The following is a 14,818-nucleotide window of genomic DNA, read 5'->3' as shown; positions in this document are numbered from 1 at the left end:
GGCACCGCTCGACCGTCGCTTCCGGGCCCGGGCTGCGACAATCGCGGGTATGGACCGGCTGGACAGAGAGATCCTCGGCATCCTCCAGGAGGACGCCCGGATCTCGTACCGTGATCTGGGTGTACGCGTGGGGCTCAGCGCCAACGCGGCGGGCGACCGCGTACGCCGCATGCGCCGCGACGGGGTGATCCGCGGCTTCACGGTCATCGTCGATCCGGCCGCCGACACCCGCTCGGGGCTCGTCGTCTTCATCGACGTGTCCCTGCGCCTCGACACCACCAACGAGGAGTTCGAACGTGCCGTGCTCACCCTGCCCGGCATCACCGAGGTGGTGCACGTGACGGGCGGCCACGACTACCTGGTCCGGGCCACGGCCGCGGACCCCGGCTCCCTGGACGCCCTGCTGCGCCGGCTGAAGCGGGACGCCGGTGTCGCCCACTCCAACACCCGCGTGGCGCTCAGAGCGGCGCCTGCCAGATGACGGTCGGCGACCGGGTGCCACTCTCCGTGCGCCCGTCGTCGGCGACCACCAGACGCACCGCCGCGCGCCCGTCGGGCAGACGTGCCGTCGCGTCCACCTCCACCTCGATGGCCGACACCCCCGTCCGGCGGTGCGCGGTGGCGAGCGCCCCGCGCAGCACACCGAGCAACTGCCCGTCGACCGGCTCCGGCACCAGGGCGTCCACCGCCCCGGTGAAGTGCACCGACGGCTGGAAGCCGAGCACCGCCGCGGCGCCGCCCGTCTCGCGCAGCACCCGGCCGCGGAACGTGGTGGGGGCATCGGCCGGCGGCTGCTGCAGCGCGAAGATCGCCGTCCGGACCTCCTGGATCGTGGAGTCCAGCTCGTCGACGGCCTTCGCCAGCAGCTCGGCGGTCTCGATGTCGCCCGACAGGTCCTTGCGACGGGTCGACTCGAGCATCATCTCCGTCGCGAAGAGCCGCTGTACGACGAGGTCGTGCAGATCGCGGGCGATCCGGTCGCGGTCCTCGTAGACCGCGAGCTGCTCCCGGTAGTGCTGGGCGTCCGCCAGCAGCAGGGCCAGCGCGGCCTGGGAGGCGAACTGCGAGGCCAGCAGCCGGTCCACCGCCGTGTACGGGGGGCCGCCGCGCCGCCGGGGCAGGGCGAGGGTGCCGATGAGCCGGCCGCCGCTCTGCAGCGGCAGCATCATGCTGGGGCCGAACCGGGAGCGTACGTGCGTCGTCATCCGGGGGTCGGTGGCCGAGTCCTCGACGAACACCTCCTCGCCGCCCAGGAGCTGGACGAGGACGGGCGAGCCCGGCTCGATGACCGTGCCGACGATGCCCGCCGGGTCCTCGTGGGTGGAGGCGGCGACGATCTCCATCCCGCCGTCCGCGGTCGGCTGGAGGATCACCCCGGCCACCGCGCCGGCGAGCACCCTGGCCCGCTCGGCGACGGTCATCAGGGCGTCCGTCGTACCGGTGCCGGTCAGCAGCGCCCTGGTGACGGCCGCGGCCCCCTCGATCCACTGCTCCCGCTGCCGCGCCGCCTCGTACAGGTGGGCACCGCCGATCGCCGCCCCGGCCTGGGAGGCGAGCAGTCGCAGCAGTGCCGTGTCGGTGTCGGTGAAGTGCCCCGAGCTCTTCCCGGTGACGAAGAGGCTGCCGAGCACCTCGGTGCGCACCCGGATCGAGGAGCCGAGGAAGGAGTGCATCGGGGGGTGGCCGGGCGGCATGCCGCAGGAGCGGGGGTCGGTGGTCAGATCGTCGAGGCGCAGCGGCTCCGGGTCGTCGACGAGGGCCCCGAGGACACCTGTGCGGCCGTCCGGGAGGCGGCCGATGCGGCGGCGCTCGGCGTCGGTCAGGCCGGTGGTGAACAGGTCGGTGACATGGCCGTCGTCCTGGTCGGCGAGGGTCAGGGCGCCGTAGCGTGCGCCGGTGAGCGCCGTGGCGGTGTCCACGAGGTGCTGGAGCGTCGCCCGCAGTTCGAGCGTCCCGGCCACAGGGAGCCCCGGAGGTCTCAGCCGGCGAGCGGGTTGAGGACCAGCGGCTGGACCATGCCGTCCAGCATGGCGCCGAGCCCGAGCACGGAGCAGACATCGGGCCGCTCGGCGATGTGCACCGGCACGCCCGTCGCGTCACGCAGCATCTGGTCGAACCCCGGCAGCAGGGCGCTGCCGCCGACCATCATGATTCCGGAGTCCGCGATGTCGGCCACCAGATCGGGCGGGCAGTCGCGCAGCACCTTGCCCAGGCCGTCGAGCACGGCGGTCAGCGGGGTGTGGATCGCCTGCCGCACGGCCGCCGTGTCGACCTGCACCGAACGCGCCAGGCCGGTGGCCACGTCGCGGCCGTGGATCTCCGTCACCGCAGGCCCGCCGAGCGTCAGACCGTTGCCGCGGAGCGCCAGTTGCAGAGGGCGTACGGACTGGCTGGGCAGCATCAGTTCGTGGTGCTGGCGCAGGTGCTGGATGACCGCCTGGTCGATGGCCTCGCCGCCGATCGGGATACGGACGGCCGTCACGATCGAGCCGAGGGAGAGCACCGCGATCTGGGTGGTGGCGGCCCCGCACACCATGATCATGGTCGCGGTGGGCTGTTCCACCGGCAGCCCGCAGCCGACGGCCGCCGCGATCAGGGTGTCGACCAGCTCCACCCGGCGCGCACCGAGCCCGACGAGGGTCTCGACGGTGGCCCGCTGGGCCAGTGGATCGCTGTCGTGCGGCGTGCAGGCGGCGGCGCGGAGCCGGGGCTTGCGGCGCAGCTGGCGGCGGAGCTTCTCGCCGAGCAGATGGCGCAGCATGCGCTGGGCCATGTCGATGTCGACGACGGTCCCGCCGGAGACCGGGCGGACCACCCGGATGTACGCGGGCGTGCGGCCGGTCATCTGTTCGGCGAGGGCGCCGACGGCGATGAGCGAGCCGGTACGGGTGTTCACGGCGGCGACACTGGGCTCGTCGACGACGAGTCCCACTCCCTTGACGTACACGCGGGTCCTCGCGGCCCCGAGGTCGACGGCGACGTGGCAACGGCGCAACTGTTCGAGACTGACGGTCACGGCAGGTTCTCCCGAGAGGCGCTGGCGGGGGCGCCGGCGGCAGCCGGCTCTCCTGGCATCGTCCCGCCGGGGGAGGGGCGGCGCGCGCTGGGTGAGCCGTAGGGGGGAACCGGGCTGACGGGGTGCCAGATGTCAGAGGGTGCCGGGAAGCAGCCGCTGGAACAGGCCCCAGGTGAATTCGGCGACGTACGGCCGGTGGTCGGCCGGGTCGCTGAGGGCCAGCGCCCAGCGGGTCGGCGCGCTGCCCTCCATCGGCCGGACGGGGGCGAAGGCCCTGGCGACCTCGTCCACGGTGCAGGACCACGGGCGCAGGTCCCGGACGCCGCCCAACTCCGGGCCGGGCGCTCCGGGTGCGCGGACCAGCCATTCGTTCCACACGGCGCCGCCGGGGCCGGCCATCACCTCGAACCGCAGACCGGGCCAGAGCGGCAGCGGCCACCGCAGTGCGTCGCACTCCAGGTCGCCGACCCTGCGGCGTACCGAGCTCTCCGGCTCGCCGAGCACGGAGCGGTAGCGGCGCAGTGCCCCCCGGCCGCGCGGGGCGCGCAGCATGGCCTGCCAGCGGCGGTTCGCCTCCCGCATCTCGGCGAGCGAGGCACTCAGCTCGTGCCGGGCGTCCTCCACCAGATCCGGCTGGTGGTCGGCCATCCGTCGCAGCAGGACGAGCTGGAACTGGAGCGGCCCGAACGGGGCGGGAGCGGTCATGGTGCCCATCCTGCCGCTTCTCACGCGTATCGGGCGCCGCGCTTCGGAATCCGGGATTCCACACAAGATCCTCACCTGGGCGCCTTCCTCGGCCCTTCCCCGCCCGTCTAGTCTGCGGGCGCCATGGATTACTGCCACCCGTGCCAACGGCACCTCAACGGCGCCCTGGCCTGCGCCGGTTGTGGAACCCCCGCCGACGCGCTGGTCCCTTACGCCGACCCGGCGCACTCCGGTCACGAGCCGGAACGGCCGGGCGAAACCCTCGAGCCCTCCGGGGCCGGAGGGCAGCGTCGGCGTGCCCGGGCCGCCGACACCCGGGGACGTGGCCGCCGGACGCACCGGCGCCGCGGGCGCGGGGTACTGCTGGCGGCGCTGGGTGTGCTGCTGGCCGTCGGCGCGCTGAGCCTGGCCGAGCTGGCCATCGAGCCCGGGGGCGACGACGGCGCCGCGGAGTACGTGAGCGAGTCCTCGGCCTCCGCCGAAGCGGCCCCCGTCCCCTCGTCGAGCACCGTGTCCGACGACGCTCCGGGGCCGGTGGACCCACCAACCACGACTCCGGTCGGCGCTTCCCGTTCCGCGGGCGGGGAGCCGTCCGGCTCCGCGGAGCCGGGGGAGCCCGGGCCGGCCGCGTCGGCCTCCTCCGCCCCCGCCTCCGAGGACGCTCCGCCCTCCGCGTCCACGCCGTCGGAGCCGGACGGCTCCGATTCGCCCACCGGTTCGTCGAGCCCCGAGGGGCCGACCGGGGAGCCGACGCAGCCGGAGCCTCCGAAGGATCCCGTACCGACTCCGTCACCGAGCGAGACCTGCACCCGCTGGCTCTGGTTCTGCACCTGAGACCCCACCGGGCGGGGTGCTCGACGCGGCTCTAGGAGTCGTCGTCCGCCTCCGTGCCGAGCATCCGGCGGAGCAGGTCGCGCAGCACCGTCCGTTCGGCCTCGGACAGCTCCGCGAGCGGCTCGCGGGCGAAGTCCAGCGCATCCCGCAGCTGCCGGGCCGTCCGGATGCCCTCCTGGGTCGGGGCGGCCAGTTTCACCCGACGGTCGGCGGGGTCGGGGCGGCGCTCCACCAGGCCGCGGAGCTCCAGGCGGTCGACTATCCCCGTGATGTTCGACGGTTCGCACTTGAGCTTCCGGGCAACCTTGCGCATGGGCATCGGTTCGAGGGAGAGCAGTCCGAGCACCCGGGCCTGGGCGCCGGTCAGGGCGTGCGCGGCCGCGGCCCGGTCGTACTCCTCGTGGTAGCGCGCCACGACGCCGCCGATGAGTTCTATGACGTCGAGGGTCAGTGGGTCCGAGCGCGAGGTGGCCATGACACTCAGCTTACCCAATTACTTGACAAGGTGAAATATTCGGGCGCATGGTTGTTTCACGTCATGAAGCATTTTTCGCTTCCCCCCGTGAGCCATCAAGGAGAACCCGAGCCCATGTCTGCAGCACTCCCCGCCTCCAGCCGTGAATGGCACCTCGTCGCCCGTCCGCAGGGCTGGCCCGAGGCCTCCGACTTCGCGCTGCGTGAGGTGCCGGTGACCGCTCCCGGCGAGGGTCGCGTACTCGTCCGCAACCTGCACTTCTCGGTCGACCCCTACATGCGCGGCCGGATGAACGACGTGAAGTCGTACACCCCGCCCTTCAAGCTCGATCACCCCATGGAGGGCGGCGCGGTCGGCGAGGTCGTCGCGTCCGGGGCCGACGGCTTCGCCGTGGGCGACCACGTGCTGCACGGCCTCGGCTGGCGCGAGTACGCCGACGTCCCCGCCAAGCACGCGGTGAAGGTCGACGCCTCGCTCGCCCCGCTCTCCGCCTACCTCGGCGTGCTCGGCATGACCGGCCTCACCGCCTACGCGGGCCTGTTCGACGTCGCCTCCTTCAAGGAGGGCGACGCCGTCTTCGTCTCCGGCGCGGCCGGCGCGGTCGGCAGCCAGGTCGGCCAGATGGCGAAGATCAAGGGCGCCTCCCGGGTCATCGGCTCGGCCGGCTCCGACGAGAAGGTCAAGCTCCTCGTCGAGGAGTACGGCTTCGACGCCGCCTTCAACTACAAGAAGGGCCCCGTCAGGGACCAGCTCCGCGAGGCCGCCCCGGACGGCATCGACGTCTACTTCGACAACGTCGGCGGCGAGCACCTGGAGGCCGCGATCTCCTCGTTCAACCTGCACGGCCGCGCCACCATCTGCGGAATGATCGCGCAGTACAACGCCACGGAGCCCAGCCCGGCCCCGCGCAACCTCGCCCTGGTCATCGGCAAGCGGCTGCGCCTCCAGGGCATGCTGGTCGGCGACCACGCCGCGCTCCAGCCGCAGTTCGTCCAGGACGTGGCCGGATGGCTGGCCTCCGGCGAGCTCAAGTACAACGAGACGAAGGCCGAAGGCATCGAGAACGGCTTCGCCGCCTTCCTCGGCCTGCTGCGCGGCGAGAACACCGGCAAGATGATCGTCTCGCTCGACGCCTGACCCGTCGCCGGCCGTGAGCCCGTGATCGTCGTCCGGGTGCGTGCGGGGACGCCGCACCTGCGACGACCACGGGCGAACCGGAGCCACGGGCCGCCGGGTGGCAGGCGCACGCCCGGTGTCCGCCGCCGCACCCGTCACCGGCCTCCGCGGTCCGAGGGCGGCCACACGTACGGAGCGTCGGGCGGCACGTCCGGGAAGAGCGGGCGATAGTACTCCGGGTCCTTGCGCACGAGCGTGGAACGGTGGCTCCGATGGAACGTCTCATCACCCAGCCACGGGGGCAGTTCGGCCGCCGCCGCGAGTTCGGCGGCCGACCGGACGGTGGTGCGCCCGAGCGACGCCGAGAGGTCCGCGCGGAGGGTCGCCGCACAGGTGTCCGCTCTGCCCCCGGCGGTCCACACGGCGCACATGTGCAGTCCGTAGCGCACGAGAGCCTCCTCGTACCCGGTCCACATGCGGACCGCGGGGTGGTGCCGCCAGCCGTAGCCGGGGACGGTGAGTCCTCGCAGGACCTGGAGCGTCTCCACCCGCTGCTTGCCGAGCCGCCGCAGGTCCAGCGTGAGGGCGCTCCGGCGGAAGTCGGCGTACGGAAGGAAGGTCTGCATGCCCCCTGCCTATCGGAGTTCCGAGTGACGGGCGATCCGGGTGCCGCGCCGGTCACCCGTTAGGCTCGGCTCAGGCCGTCGCGGTCCGTGGGCGCGAGCCGCGACGCATCAGCAGGAGGAATCACCGGTATGACCATCCAGCACATAGACGTGGCCTACACCGCCGTCGCCACCGCTTCGAACGGCCGGGACGGCCGCGTCTCCTCCGACGACGGCAACCTCGACGTCGTCGTCAACCCGCCGAAGGCGATGGGCGGGAGCGGTGCGGGCACCAACCCCGAGCAGCTCTTCGCGGCCGGCTACAGCGCCTGCTTCCAGGGGGCGCTCGGCGTCGTCGCCCGCAGGGCGAAGGCCGACATCACCGGTTCGACGGTGACCGCGGCGGTCTCCATCGGCAAGACCGAGGCCGGCGGATTCGGCCTGGAGGTGGCGATCACCGCCACCATCCCGAACGTCGACCGCGCCACCGCGCAGTCGCTCGTCGAGCAGGCGCACCAGGTGTGCCCCTACTCGAACGCCACTCGAGGCAACATCGAGGTCGCGCTGTCGGTCGCCTGATCCCGCCCCCCTCGCATCCGGGGGCGGCGTTCCGCCAGGCGGATACCAGATGTGGCCGCGGCGCGTGATCACATGCGTGCCGCGGTGAACGAGTCCGAGCAGACGCCCGGCCGGGGTTCCCGGCCGGGCGTCCTGCGTGAACGGCCGCCGAGAAGTTTCGGCCCGGTCCGGGACGAGGCCCCGCGGCGCGGGTCCGGGCGCGGCGGGGCCTCGGAGTGTGCGGGCGGTCGGGACGCCGGCACCGGCCCCTCCGGTGCCGGCGAGTTGCCCGGGGGGATGCGGACGCGGTCGGACGGGGCGGTCCTGCCCGCGAAGCGGCCATCGATCCAGTCCATCGCCGCGGGTGCCCGGACGACGGCCGCGCCCAAGGCCGAGCGCCTCGTACTGCCGTGGCGTTGCCGGCCTCCCTGGGTGTCGACCAGCTGACGCCGTGTGCCGCCCCGGCCGCCCGCGACGCGGCGTGGCAGGCCGGGCCCGGCACCGCCTGACGGGAACCGGGCCGGACGTCCGGCGCGGGCACCCGGGCCGGCCGTCCGGCGATCCGGCTGGTGGTTCCGGTGATCGGACCCGGCCCCGTGTACCGGTCCATGGCGCTGCAGGCTCCGCGAAAGCGCGCGCAAGGGCATTGACGCCCGCGGATGGTGAACCCTACGGTCCCGTTCGATGCTACGAGCAGCATTCGATATACCGAACGAGTAAGGAAGCCATGACCCGCACCGCGCGCTTCACCCTCGACCCCGCCTTCACCGTCGGCGAGGTGAACCCCCGGCTCTTCGGATCCTTCGTCGAACACCTCGGCCGCTGCGTCTACGACGGCATCTTCGAGCCCGGCCACCCGTCCGCCGACGAGGCGGGACTGCGCACCGACGTCCTGGACCTCGTCCGCGAACTCGGCGTCACCGCCATCCGCTACCCCGGCGGCAACTTCGTCTCCGGGTACCGCTGGGAGGACAGCGTCGGCCCCGCCGACGAGCGCCCCCGCCGCCTCGATCTGGCCTGGCGCTCCACCGAGACGAACCGCTTCGGCCTCTCCGAGTTCATGGACTTCCTCCGGAAGACCGGCCCGCAGGCCGAGCCGATGCTCGCCGTCAACCTCGGCACCCGCGGCGTCCAGGAAGCCATCGAGCTCCAGGAGTACGCCAACCACCCGTCCGGCACCGAGCTGTCCGACCGCCGTGTCGCCCACGGCGACAAGGACCCCTTCGGGATCAAGCTGTGGTGCCTGGGCAACGAGATGGACGGCCCCTGGCAGACCGGCCACAAGACCGCCGAGGAGTACGGGCGCCTCGCCGCCGCCACGGCGCGCGCGATGCGCCAGATCGACCCGTCCGTCGAGCTCGTCGCCTGCGGTTCCTCCAGCCGCTCCATGCGGACCTTCGCCGCCTGGGAGGCGACGGTCCTCGCCGAGGCGTACGACGTCGTCGACCACATCTCCCTGCACGCCTACTACGAGGAGACCGACGGCGACCGCGACTCCTTCCTGGCCTCGGCCGTGGACATGGAGTCCTTCATCGAGAGCGTCGTCGCCACCTGCGACCACATCGGTGCCCGGCTCAAGTCGACGAAGAAGATCAATCTCTCCTTCGACGAGTGGAACGTCTGGTACATGGCCCGCTACCACCACGACTCGGTGGAGAACCCGCTCGACTGGCCCGAGGCCCCGCGGCTGCTGGAGGACAACTACAGCGTCACGGACGCCGTCGTCTTCGGCAGCCTCCTCATCGCGCTGCTGCGCCACGCCGACCGGGTCACCGTCGCCTGCCTCGCCCAGCTGGTCAACGTGATCGCGCCGATCATGACCGAGCCCGGCGGTCCCGCCTGGCGCCAGACGACCTTCTTCCCGTTCGCGCAGGCCGCGCGGTACGGGCGGGGCCAGGTCCTGGACGTACGGGTGGACTCGCCCACGTACGGGACGGCCAAGTACGGCGAGGCGGACCTGCTGCACGCCACCGCCGTGCGCGACCCCGGGTCCGGGGCGGTCACCGTCTTCGCGGTCAACCGCAGCCAGTCCACCGCACTGCCCCTCGAAGTCGCCCTGCACGGGCTCGAACTGAGCGAGGTGGCCGAACACCAGGTGATCGCCGACGCCGACCCAGAGGCCCGCAACACCCTCGCCGAGCCCGAGCGGGTCGCACCGCACCCGGCCGAGGGCACCGTCCTGGCCGGCGGCACGCTGACCGCGACCCTGGAACCGATGTCCTGGAACATGATCCGGCTGGTCTGACGACGCAGGACGGCTCCCCCTCCGCACGGAGGGGGAGCCGTCCACGGCCTGCTCGGGGTCAGCGCGACGAGAACGCGTGCACCGTCGTCGACCGGTAGGTGTCACCGGGGCGCAGCACCGTCGAGGGGAACGACGGCTGGTTGGGGGAGTCCGGGAAGTGCTGGGACTCCAGGCAGAACGCGTCGCCCTGCCGATACACCCGGCCGGAGGTCCCGGTCAGGGTGCCGTCCAGGAAGTTCCCGGTGTAGACCTGCATGCCGGGCTCGGTCGTGTACATCTTCATCACCCGGCCCGAACCGGGGTCGGCGACCGTCAGCGCGTACTCGGGGCGGGACGTGATCCCCTTGTCCAGGACGAAGTTGTGGTCGACGCCCTGGCCGTGACCGATCTGCTCGTGCGGGGTGCGGACGGCCTCCCCGATGGCCCTCGCCCGCCTGAAGTCGAACGGCGTGCGCGCCACCTTCGCGAGCTCCCCGGTCGGGATGAGGGTCGCGCCGACGGGGGTGTAGCGCGAGGCGGCCAGCTCCAGCAGGTGCCCGTCGACGCTGCCGCTGCCCTCGCCCGCCAGGTTGAAGTAGGTGTGGCTGGTGAGGTTGAGGACAGTGGCCCGGTCGGTGGTGGCCGTGTAGTCGATGCGCCACTCGCCGCGTGCCGTGAGCGTGTAGACGACGCGGACGGCCAGCGCCCCCGGATAGCCCGCCTCACCGTCCGGCGAGGTCCGGGTCAGCGCCAGGCCGACCTCGCCGCGCCCGGTGAACGGCTCGATGTCCCAGACCCGCTTGTCGAAGCCCCGGTCGCCGCCGTGCAGGCTGTTGGGACCGTCGTTGACCGGCAGCCGGTGCGTCACCCCGTCGAGGGTGAAGCGGCCCTCCGCGATGCGGTTCCCGTACCGCCCGATCAGCCCGCCGAAGTACGGGGACTTCGCCACGTAGTCCGGCAGGCCGCCGAAGCCCAGCGAGACGTTCGCCGTCCGGCCGTGCCGGTCGGGGGTCTCCAGTGACTGGACGATCCCGCCGTACGAGAGGACCTTGAGCCGGGTCCCGCCGTTGGCGAGCGTCCAGCGGTACACCTTCGTCCCGTCGGCGAGGGTGCCGAACAGCTCCTTGGACGGGGTGCGTCCGCCTGCCGCGGCGTGCGCAGGGGCGCCCGCCGCCACGGCCAGCCCGGCGGCCGCCGTGGCCGCCAGGACGGTGCGTCTGCTGGTGCGGGTCATGGAACAACTCCTTCTGGAAGAGGGGTGTTACGAACCGACCTTGCGCTTGTTCCAGACGTCGAAGCCGACCGCGGCCAGCAGGACGAGGCCCTTGATGACCTGCTGGTAGTCGGTGCCGATGCCGACGAGGTTCATGCCGTTGTTCAGCACGCCCAGGACCAGACCGCCGACGATCGCGCCCAGGACCGTGCCGACGCCGCCGCTCATCGACGCGCCGCCGATGAACGCGGCCGCGATGGCCTCCAGTTCGAAGTTGAGGCCCGCCTTGGGCGAGGCCGCGTTGAAGCGGGCGGCGAAGACCAGACCGGCCAGGGCCGCGAGCATGCCCATGTTGAGGAAGACCAGGAAGGTGACCTTCTTGTCCTTCACGCCCGACAGCTTGGCCGCGGGCAGGTTGCCGCCGATGGCGTAGATGTGGCGGCCGATGATCGCGTTGCGCATCAGGTAGCCGAAGCCGACGACCAGCACGCCGAGGATCAGCAGCACGACCGGGGCGCCCTTGTAGCTGGCGAGCAGCAGCGTGACGACGAGGACGGCCGAGACCAGTGCGACCAGCTTCAGCAGGAACAGCTTGAACGGCGGCACGTCGAGGGCGAACTCCTGCTGCCGCTTGCGGTCGCGGACCTCCTGGAAGACCACGAAGGCGATCAGGGCGAAGCCCAGCAGCAGGGTGAGGTTGTGGTAGTTCGTCTCGGGGCCGACCTCGGGCAGGAACCCGTTGGCAATCTTCTGCAGGCCCTTCGGGAAGGGGCCGAGGGTCTGGCCCTTCAGGAAGATCTCCGTCAGACCGCGGAAGACCAGCATGCCCGCGAGGGTCACGATGAACGACGGTATGCCGAGGTAGGCGATGAAGAAGCCCTGCGCCGAGCCCGCGACGGCGCCGATGGCCAGGCACAGCACGACCGCGAGCGGCCAGGGGAGATCGTGTTCGACCATCAGTACGGCGGACATCGCGCCGATGAACGCGGTCAGTGAGCCGACCGAGAGGTCGATGTGGCCCGAGATGATGACGAGCATCATGCCGATCGCGAGGATCAGGATGTAGCTGTTCTGCAGCACCAGGTTGGAGACGTTGCGCGGCAGCAGCAGGTCGCCTTCCGTCCACACCGCGAACAGCACCACGATCAGGCCGAGGGCCATCAGCATGCCGTACTGGCGCATGTTGCGGCGCATGCCGTCCAGCATCAGCTGCAGCAGGCCCTCACCGGAGGCGTTCTTGCTGCCGGGCGGCGCGGGGGCCGGGGTCTTCGCGGTCGAGTCCGTGCTCATCGGGTTACCTCTTTGTCCTTCGTCATCTGACGCATCAGCGCTTCCTGCGAGGCCTCGGCCCGCGAGAACTCACCCGTCAGCCGTCCCGCTGCCATCGTGTAGATCCGGTCGCACATGCCGAGCAGCTCCGGCAGTTCGGAGGATATGAAGACGACCGCCTTGCCCTGGGCGGCCAGTTGGTCGATGACCGTGTAGATCTCGTACTTGGCACCCACGTCGATGCCGCGCGTGGGCTCGTCCAGGATCAGCACCTCGGGACCCGCGAAGATCCACTTGCTGAGGACGACCTTCTGCTGGTTGCCGCCGGACAGCTTGCCCACCGGCTCGAAGACGGTCGGCGCCTTGATGTTCATGGACTTCCGGAAGCCCTCGGCGACCTGCCGCTCCCCGTGCTCGTCGACCACACCCCGCTTCGCGACCTTGCCCAGCGCGGTCAGCGAGATGTTCCGGTTGATGGTGTCGATGAGGTTGAGGCCGTAGTGCTTGCGGTCCTCGGTGGCGTACGCGATGCCGTGCCCGACCGCCTCGGGGACGGACTTCGTACGGATCTCGGTGCCGTCCCTGAGGACGGTGCCGCCGGCGTACCGGCCGTAGGAGCGGCCGAAGACGCTCATCGCCAGCTCGGTGCGGCCGGCGCCCATGAGTCCGGCGATACCGACGATCTCGCCGCGCCGCACCTCGATCGAGACGTCGTCGACCACCTTGCGCTGCTGGTCGATGGGGTGGTGCACGGTCCAGTTGCGGATCTCCAGGGCGGGCGCGGTCCCCTCCTCCGGGTGGTGCGGGGTCCGCTCCGGGAAACGGTTCTCCAGGTCGCGGCCGACCATCCCGCTGATGATCCGGTCCTCGGTCGTCTCCGGGGCCTTCACGTCGAGTGTCTCGATGGAGTGCCCGTCGCGGATGATCGTGACCGAGTCGGCGACCCGGCGGATCTCGTTCAGCTTGTGCGAGATGATGATCGAGGTCATGCCCTGGTCCTTCAGCGAAAGGATCAGGTCGAGGAGTTTGCCGCTGTCCTCGTCGTTGAGCGCCGCCGTCGGCTCGTCGAGGATGAGCAGCTTCACCTTCTTCGACAGCGCCTTGGCGATCTCCACCAGCTGCTGCTTGCCCACGCCGATGTCGGCGACGCGGGTCTCCGGGTTCTCGGCGAGGCCGACCCGGCGGAGCAGTTCGGTGGCGTGCCTGAGGGTCTCGTTCCAGTTGATCAGTCCGCGCTTGGCGTGCTCGTTGCCGAGGAAGATGTTCTCCGCGATGGACAGGTACGGCACCAGCGCCAGCTCCTGGTGGATGATCACGATGCCGTGCTGTTCGCTCGCCCGGATGTCCTTGAACCGGCAGGTCTCCTCCTCGAAGAGGACGTCCCCTTCGTAGCTGCCGTGCGGATGCACTCCGGAGAGCACCTTCATCAGGGTCGACTTGCCGGCGCCGTTCTCTCCGCAGATGGCGTGGACCTCGCCCTGGCGGACAGTCAGCGTGACGTCCGACAGCGCTTTGACGCCGGGAAAGGTCTTGACGATCGAGCGCATTTCCAGGACGGGTCCCGCCATGGTCTTGCCTTCCAATCCTTGAGGGAGCCCGGTTACTTGAGGTCGTTCTCGGTGTAGTAGCCGTCGTCCACGAGGGCTTCCTTGTAGTTGGTCTTGTCGACGCTGACCGGCTGCAGCAGGAAGGCGGGGACGACCTTGACACCGTTGTCGTAGGACTTGGTGTCGTTGACCTCGGGCTTCTTGTCGTTCAGGGCGGCGTCGACCATGTTCGAAGCGACCTCGGCGAGCTTGCGCAGGTCCTTGTAGACGGTCTGCGTCTGCTCACCCGCGATGATCGACTTCACGGAGGCGAGCTCCGCGTCCTGACCCGTGACCACCGGCATGGGCTTGGCCTTGGTGCCGTAGCCGTCCGACTTCAGGGCGGAGAGGATGCCGACGGAGATGCCGTCGTAGGGCGAGAGCACGGCGTCGACCCGGGTGCTGCGGTAGCTGGACGTCAGCAGGTCGTCCATGCGCTTCTGCGCGGTGCCGCCGTCCCAGCGCAGGGTGGTGACCTGGTTGAGGGCGGTCTGCTTGGACCTGACGACCAGCTCGCCCTTGTCGACGAAGGGCTTGAGGACGTTCATCGCGCCCTGGAAGAAGTACTTGGTGTTGTTGTCGTCGTTGGAGCCGGCGAACAGCTCGATGCTGAAGGGGCCCTTCTTGCCGTCCCCCAGGCCGAGCTTGTCCACGATGTACGTGCCCTGCAGCTCGCCGACCTTCTCGTTGTCGAACGAGGCGTAGTAGTCGACGTTCTCCGTGCCGAGGATCAGCCGGTCGTAGGAGATCACCGGGATGTCGGCTTCCTTGGCCTGCTGCAGCACGTTGTTGAGGGACTTGTTGTCGATCGCGGCGACGATCAGGGCGTCCACGCCCTGCGTGATCATGTTCTCGATCTGCGAGACCTGCTGGTCCGGGTCGTCCTCGCCGTAGACGAGCTTGGTCTCGTAGCCCTTGCCCTTCAGTTCCTTCACGACGTTGGCGCCGTCGGATATCCAGCGCTCGGAGGACTTGGTCGGCATCGCGATGCCGATGGTGGCGTTGGCGGCGCCGTCCTTCTTCTCCTCGCCGCCGCCCTCGCTGTTCTGGCCGCAGGCGGTCAGGGCCAGGGCGAGCGAGGCGGTGGAGGCTATGGCGGCGAGTGCGGCTCTGCGGTTACGCATGGTCATCATCCTTGATGTGGGTCAGGCCTCGGTCCGGTGGTGCCGGCACGCCCGGAAAGCTGAGGGCAGAGCGACCGAGAACAGGTGTGTGGG

General features: G+C 70.9%; 14 protein-coding genes. 5 read left to right on the top strand and 9 right to left on the bottom strand.

What is annotated here, in order from left to right; genetic code table 11:
- The first annotated feature begins 49 nt into the window (after positions 1-49).
- Positions 50-481: an Lrp/AsnC family transcriptional regulator gene (locus OG927_RS10140; RefSeq protein ID WP_056785116.1), complete on the top strand. Its 432-nt coding sequence runs from the start codon at positions 50-52 to the stop codon at positions 479-481.
- On the opposite strand, the gene OG927_RS10135 is transcribed toward OG927_RS10140, so the two are convergent.
- The 3 genes from OG927_RS10135 to OG927_RS10125 all read right to left on the bottom strand — a co-directional run bounded on the left by OG927_RS10135 (position 459) and on the right by OG927_RS10125 (position 3,721).
- A complete protein-coding gene (locus tag OG927_RS10135; RefSeq protein WP_319103440.1) occupies positions 459-1,961 on the bottom strand; it encodes a GAF domain-containing sensor histidine kinase in 1,503 nt (500 codons plus the stop codon). The genes OG927_RS10140 and OG927_RS10135 overlap by 23 nt on opposite strands.
- A 17-nt stretch (positions 1,962-1,978) precedes the next feature.
- Positions 1,979-3,016 carry a rod shape-determining protein gene (locus OG927_RS10130; RefSeq protein ID WP_056785106.1) on the bottom strand — a complete coding sequence of 346 codons (1,038 nt, stop codon included), beginning with the start codon at positions 3,014-3,016 and terminating at the stop codon, positions 1,979-1,981.
- A gap of 132 nt (positions 3,017-3,148) precedes the next feature.
- On the bottom strand, positions 3,149-3,721 hold the full coding sequence (locus tag OG927_RS10125; protein ID WP_056785101.1) for a hypothetical protein: 573 nt from the start codon (positions 3,719-3,721) through the stop codon (positions 3,149-3,151).
- A 123-nt stretch (positions 3,722-3,844) separates the two neighbouring features.
- Between OG927_RS10125 and OG927_RS10120 the strand changes: the two genes are divergently transcribed.
- Positions 3,845-4,555 carry an SCO2400 family protein gene (locus OG927_RS10120; protein ID WP_330320016.1) on the top strand — a complete coding sequence of 237 codons (711 nt, stop codon included), beginning with the start codon at positions 3,845-3,847 and terminating at the stop codon, positions 4,553-4,555.
- Positions 4,556-4,586: 31 nt separating this feature from the next.
- Here the strand turns inward: OG927_RS10120 and OG927_RS10115 are convergent, their stop codons facing one another.
- Positions 4,587-5,030, bottom strand: coding sequence for a MarR family winged helix-turn-helix transcriptional regulator (locus OG927_RS10115; protein ID WP_056785097.1), 444 nt, complete (start codon positions 5,028-5,030; stop codon positions 4,587-4,589).
- A gap of 114 nt (positions 5,031-5,144) precedes the next feature.
- Between OG927_RS10115 and OG927_RS10110 the strand changes: the two genes are divergently transcribed.
- Complete coding sequence (locus tag OG927_RS10110) at positions 5,145-6,167, top strand: NADP-dependent oxidoreductase (protein WP_056785094.1); 1,023 nt, start codon at positions 5,145-5,147, stop codon at positions 6,165-6,167.
- A gap of 134 nt (positions 6,168-6,301) precedes the next feature.
- Here the strand turns inward: OG927_RS10110 and OG927_RS10105 are convergent, their stop codons facing one another.
- Positions 6,302-6,772, bottom strand: coding sequence for an MSMEG_6728 family protein (locus OG927_RS10105; protein WP_330320015.1), 471 nt, complete (start codon positions 6,770-6,772; stop codon positions 6,302-6,304).
- Positions 6,773-6,901: 129 nt separating this feature from the next.
- Here OG927_RS10105 and OG927_RS10100 point away from each other — a divergent pair, with 129 nt between their 5' ends.
- A complete protein-coding gene (locus OG927_RS10100) occupies positions 6,902-7,330 on the top strand; it encodes an organic hydroperoxide resistance protein (RefSeq protein WP_056785086.1) in 429 nt (142 codons plus the stop codon).
- A gap of 706 nt (positions 7,331-8,036) precedes the next feature.
- Positions 8,037-9,554, top strand: coding sequence for an arabinosylfuranosidase ArfA (gene arfA / locus OG927_RS10095; protein WP_330320014.1), 1,518 nt, complete (start codon positions 8,037-8,039; stop codon positions 9,552-9,554).
- A gap of 58 nt (positions 9,555-9,612) precedes the next feature.
- Here the strand turns inward: arfA and OG927_RS10090 are convergent, their stop codons facing one another.
- From OG927_RS10090 to chvE, 4 genes are read right to left on the bottom strand one after another with little or no spacing between them, the layout of a single operon-like run.
- A complete protein-coding gene (locus tag OG927_RS10090; RefSeq protein WP_056785077.1) occupies positions 9,613-10,767 on the bottom strand; it encodes an aldose epimerase family protein in 1,155 nt (384 codons plus the stop codon).
- Positions 10,768-10,794: 27 nt separating this feature from the next.
- Positions 10,795-12,036, bottom strand: coding sequence for a multiple monosaccharide ABC transporter permease (gene mmsB, locus OG927_RS10085; protein WP_209470581.1), 1,242 nt, complete (start codon positions 12,034-12,036; stop codon positions 10,795-10,797).
- Complete coding sequence (gene mmsA / locus OG927_RS10080; RefSeq protein WP_056785070.1) at positions 12,033-13,583, bottom strand: multiple monosaccharide ABC transporter ATP-binding protein; 1,551 nt, start codon at positions 13,581-13,583, stop codon at positions 12,033-12,035. The genes mmsB and mmsA overlap by 4 nt, the downstream gene beginning before the upstream one ends.
- A 32-nt stretch (positions 13,584-13,615) precedes the next feature.
- A complete protein-coding gene (chvE, locus tag OG927_RS10075; protein WP_056785067.1) occupies positions 13,616-14,725 on the bottom strand; it encodes a multiple monosaccharide ABC transporter substrate-binding protein in 1,110 nt (369 codons plus the stop codon).
- Positions 14,726-14,818 lie beyond the last annotated feature (93 nt).

The organism is Streptomyces clavifer, from assembly GCF_036345975.1.
In the GTDB taxonomy this organism is placed as follows: Bacteria; Actinomycetota; Actinomycetes; order Streptomycetales; family Streptomycetaceae; genus Streptomyces; species Streptomyces clavifer.
Note: the sequence above shows the minus strand (reverse complement) of the source record. Positions and strands in the feature narration are given on the sequence as shown.

Coding starts and splice junctions, on each gene's coding strand:
- OG927_RS10140 (WP_056785116.1), top strand. CDS start 50: ATGGACCGGCTGGACAGAGAGATCCTCGGCATCCTCCAGGAGGACGCC.
- OG927_RS10125 (WP_056785101.1), bottom strand. CDS start 3,721: ATGACCGCTCCCGCCCCGTTCGGGCCGCTCCAGTTCCAGCTCGTCCTG.
- OG927_RS10120 (WP_330320016.1), top strand. CDS start 3,845: ATGGATTACTGCCACCCGTGCCAACGGCACCTCAACGGCGCCCTGGCC.
- OG927_RS10115 (WP_056785097.1), bottom strand. CDS start 5,030: ATGGCCACCTCGCGCTCGGACCCACTGACCCTCGACGTCATAGAACTC.
- OG927_RS10110 (WP_056785094.1), top strand. CDS start 5,145: ATGTCTGCAGCACTCCCCGCCTCCAGCCGTGAATGGCACCTCGTCGCC.
- OG927_RS10105 (WP_330320015.1), bottom strand. CDS start 6,772: ATGCAGACCTTCCTTCCGTACGCCGACTTCCGCCGGAGCGCCCTCACG.
- OG927_RS10100 (WP_056785086.1), top strand. CDS start 6,902: ATGACCATCCAGCACATAGACGTGGCCTACACCGCCGTCGCCACCGCT.
- arfA (WP_330320014.1), top strand. CDS start 8,037: ATGACCCGCACCGCGCGCTTCACCCTCGACCCCGCCTTCACCGTCGGC.
- OG927_RS10090 (WP_056785077.1), bottom strand. CDS start 10,767: ATGACCCGCACCAGCAGACGCACCGTCCTGGCGGCCACGGCGGCCGCC.
- mmsB (WP_209470581.1), bottom strand. CDS start 12,036: ATGAGCACGGACTCGACCGCGAAGACCCCGGCCCCCGCGCCGCCCGGC.
- mmsA (WP_056785070.1), bottom strand. CDS start 13,583: ATGGCGGGACCCGTCCTGGAAATGCGCTCGATCGTCAAGACCTTTCCC.
- chvE (WP_056785067.1), bottom strand. CDS start 14,725: ATGCGTAACCGCAGAGCCGCACTCGCCGCCATAGCCTCCACCGCCTCG.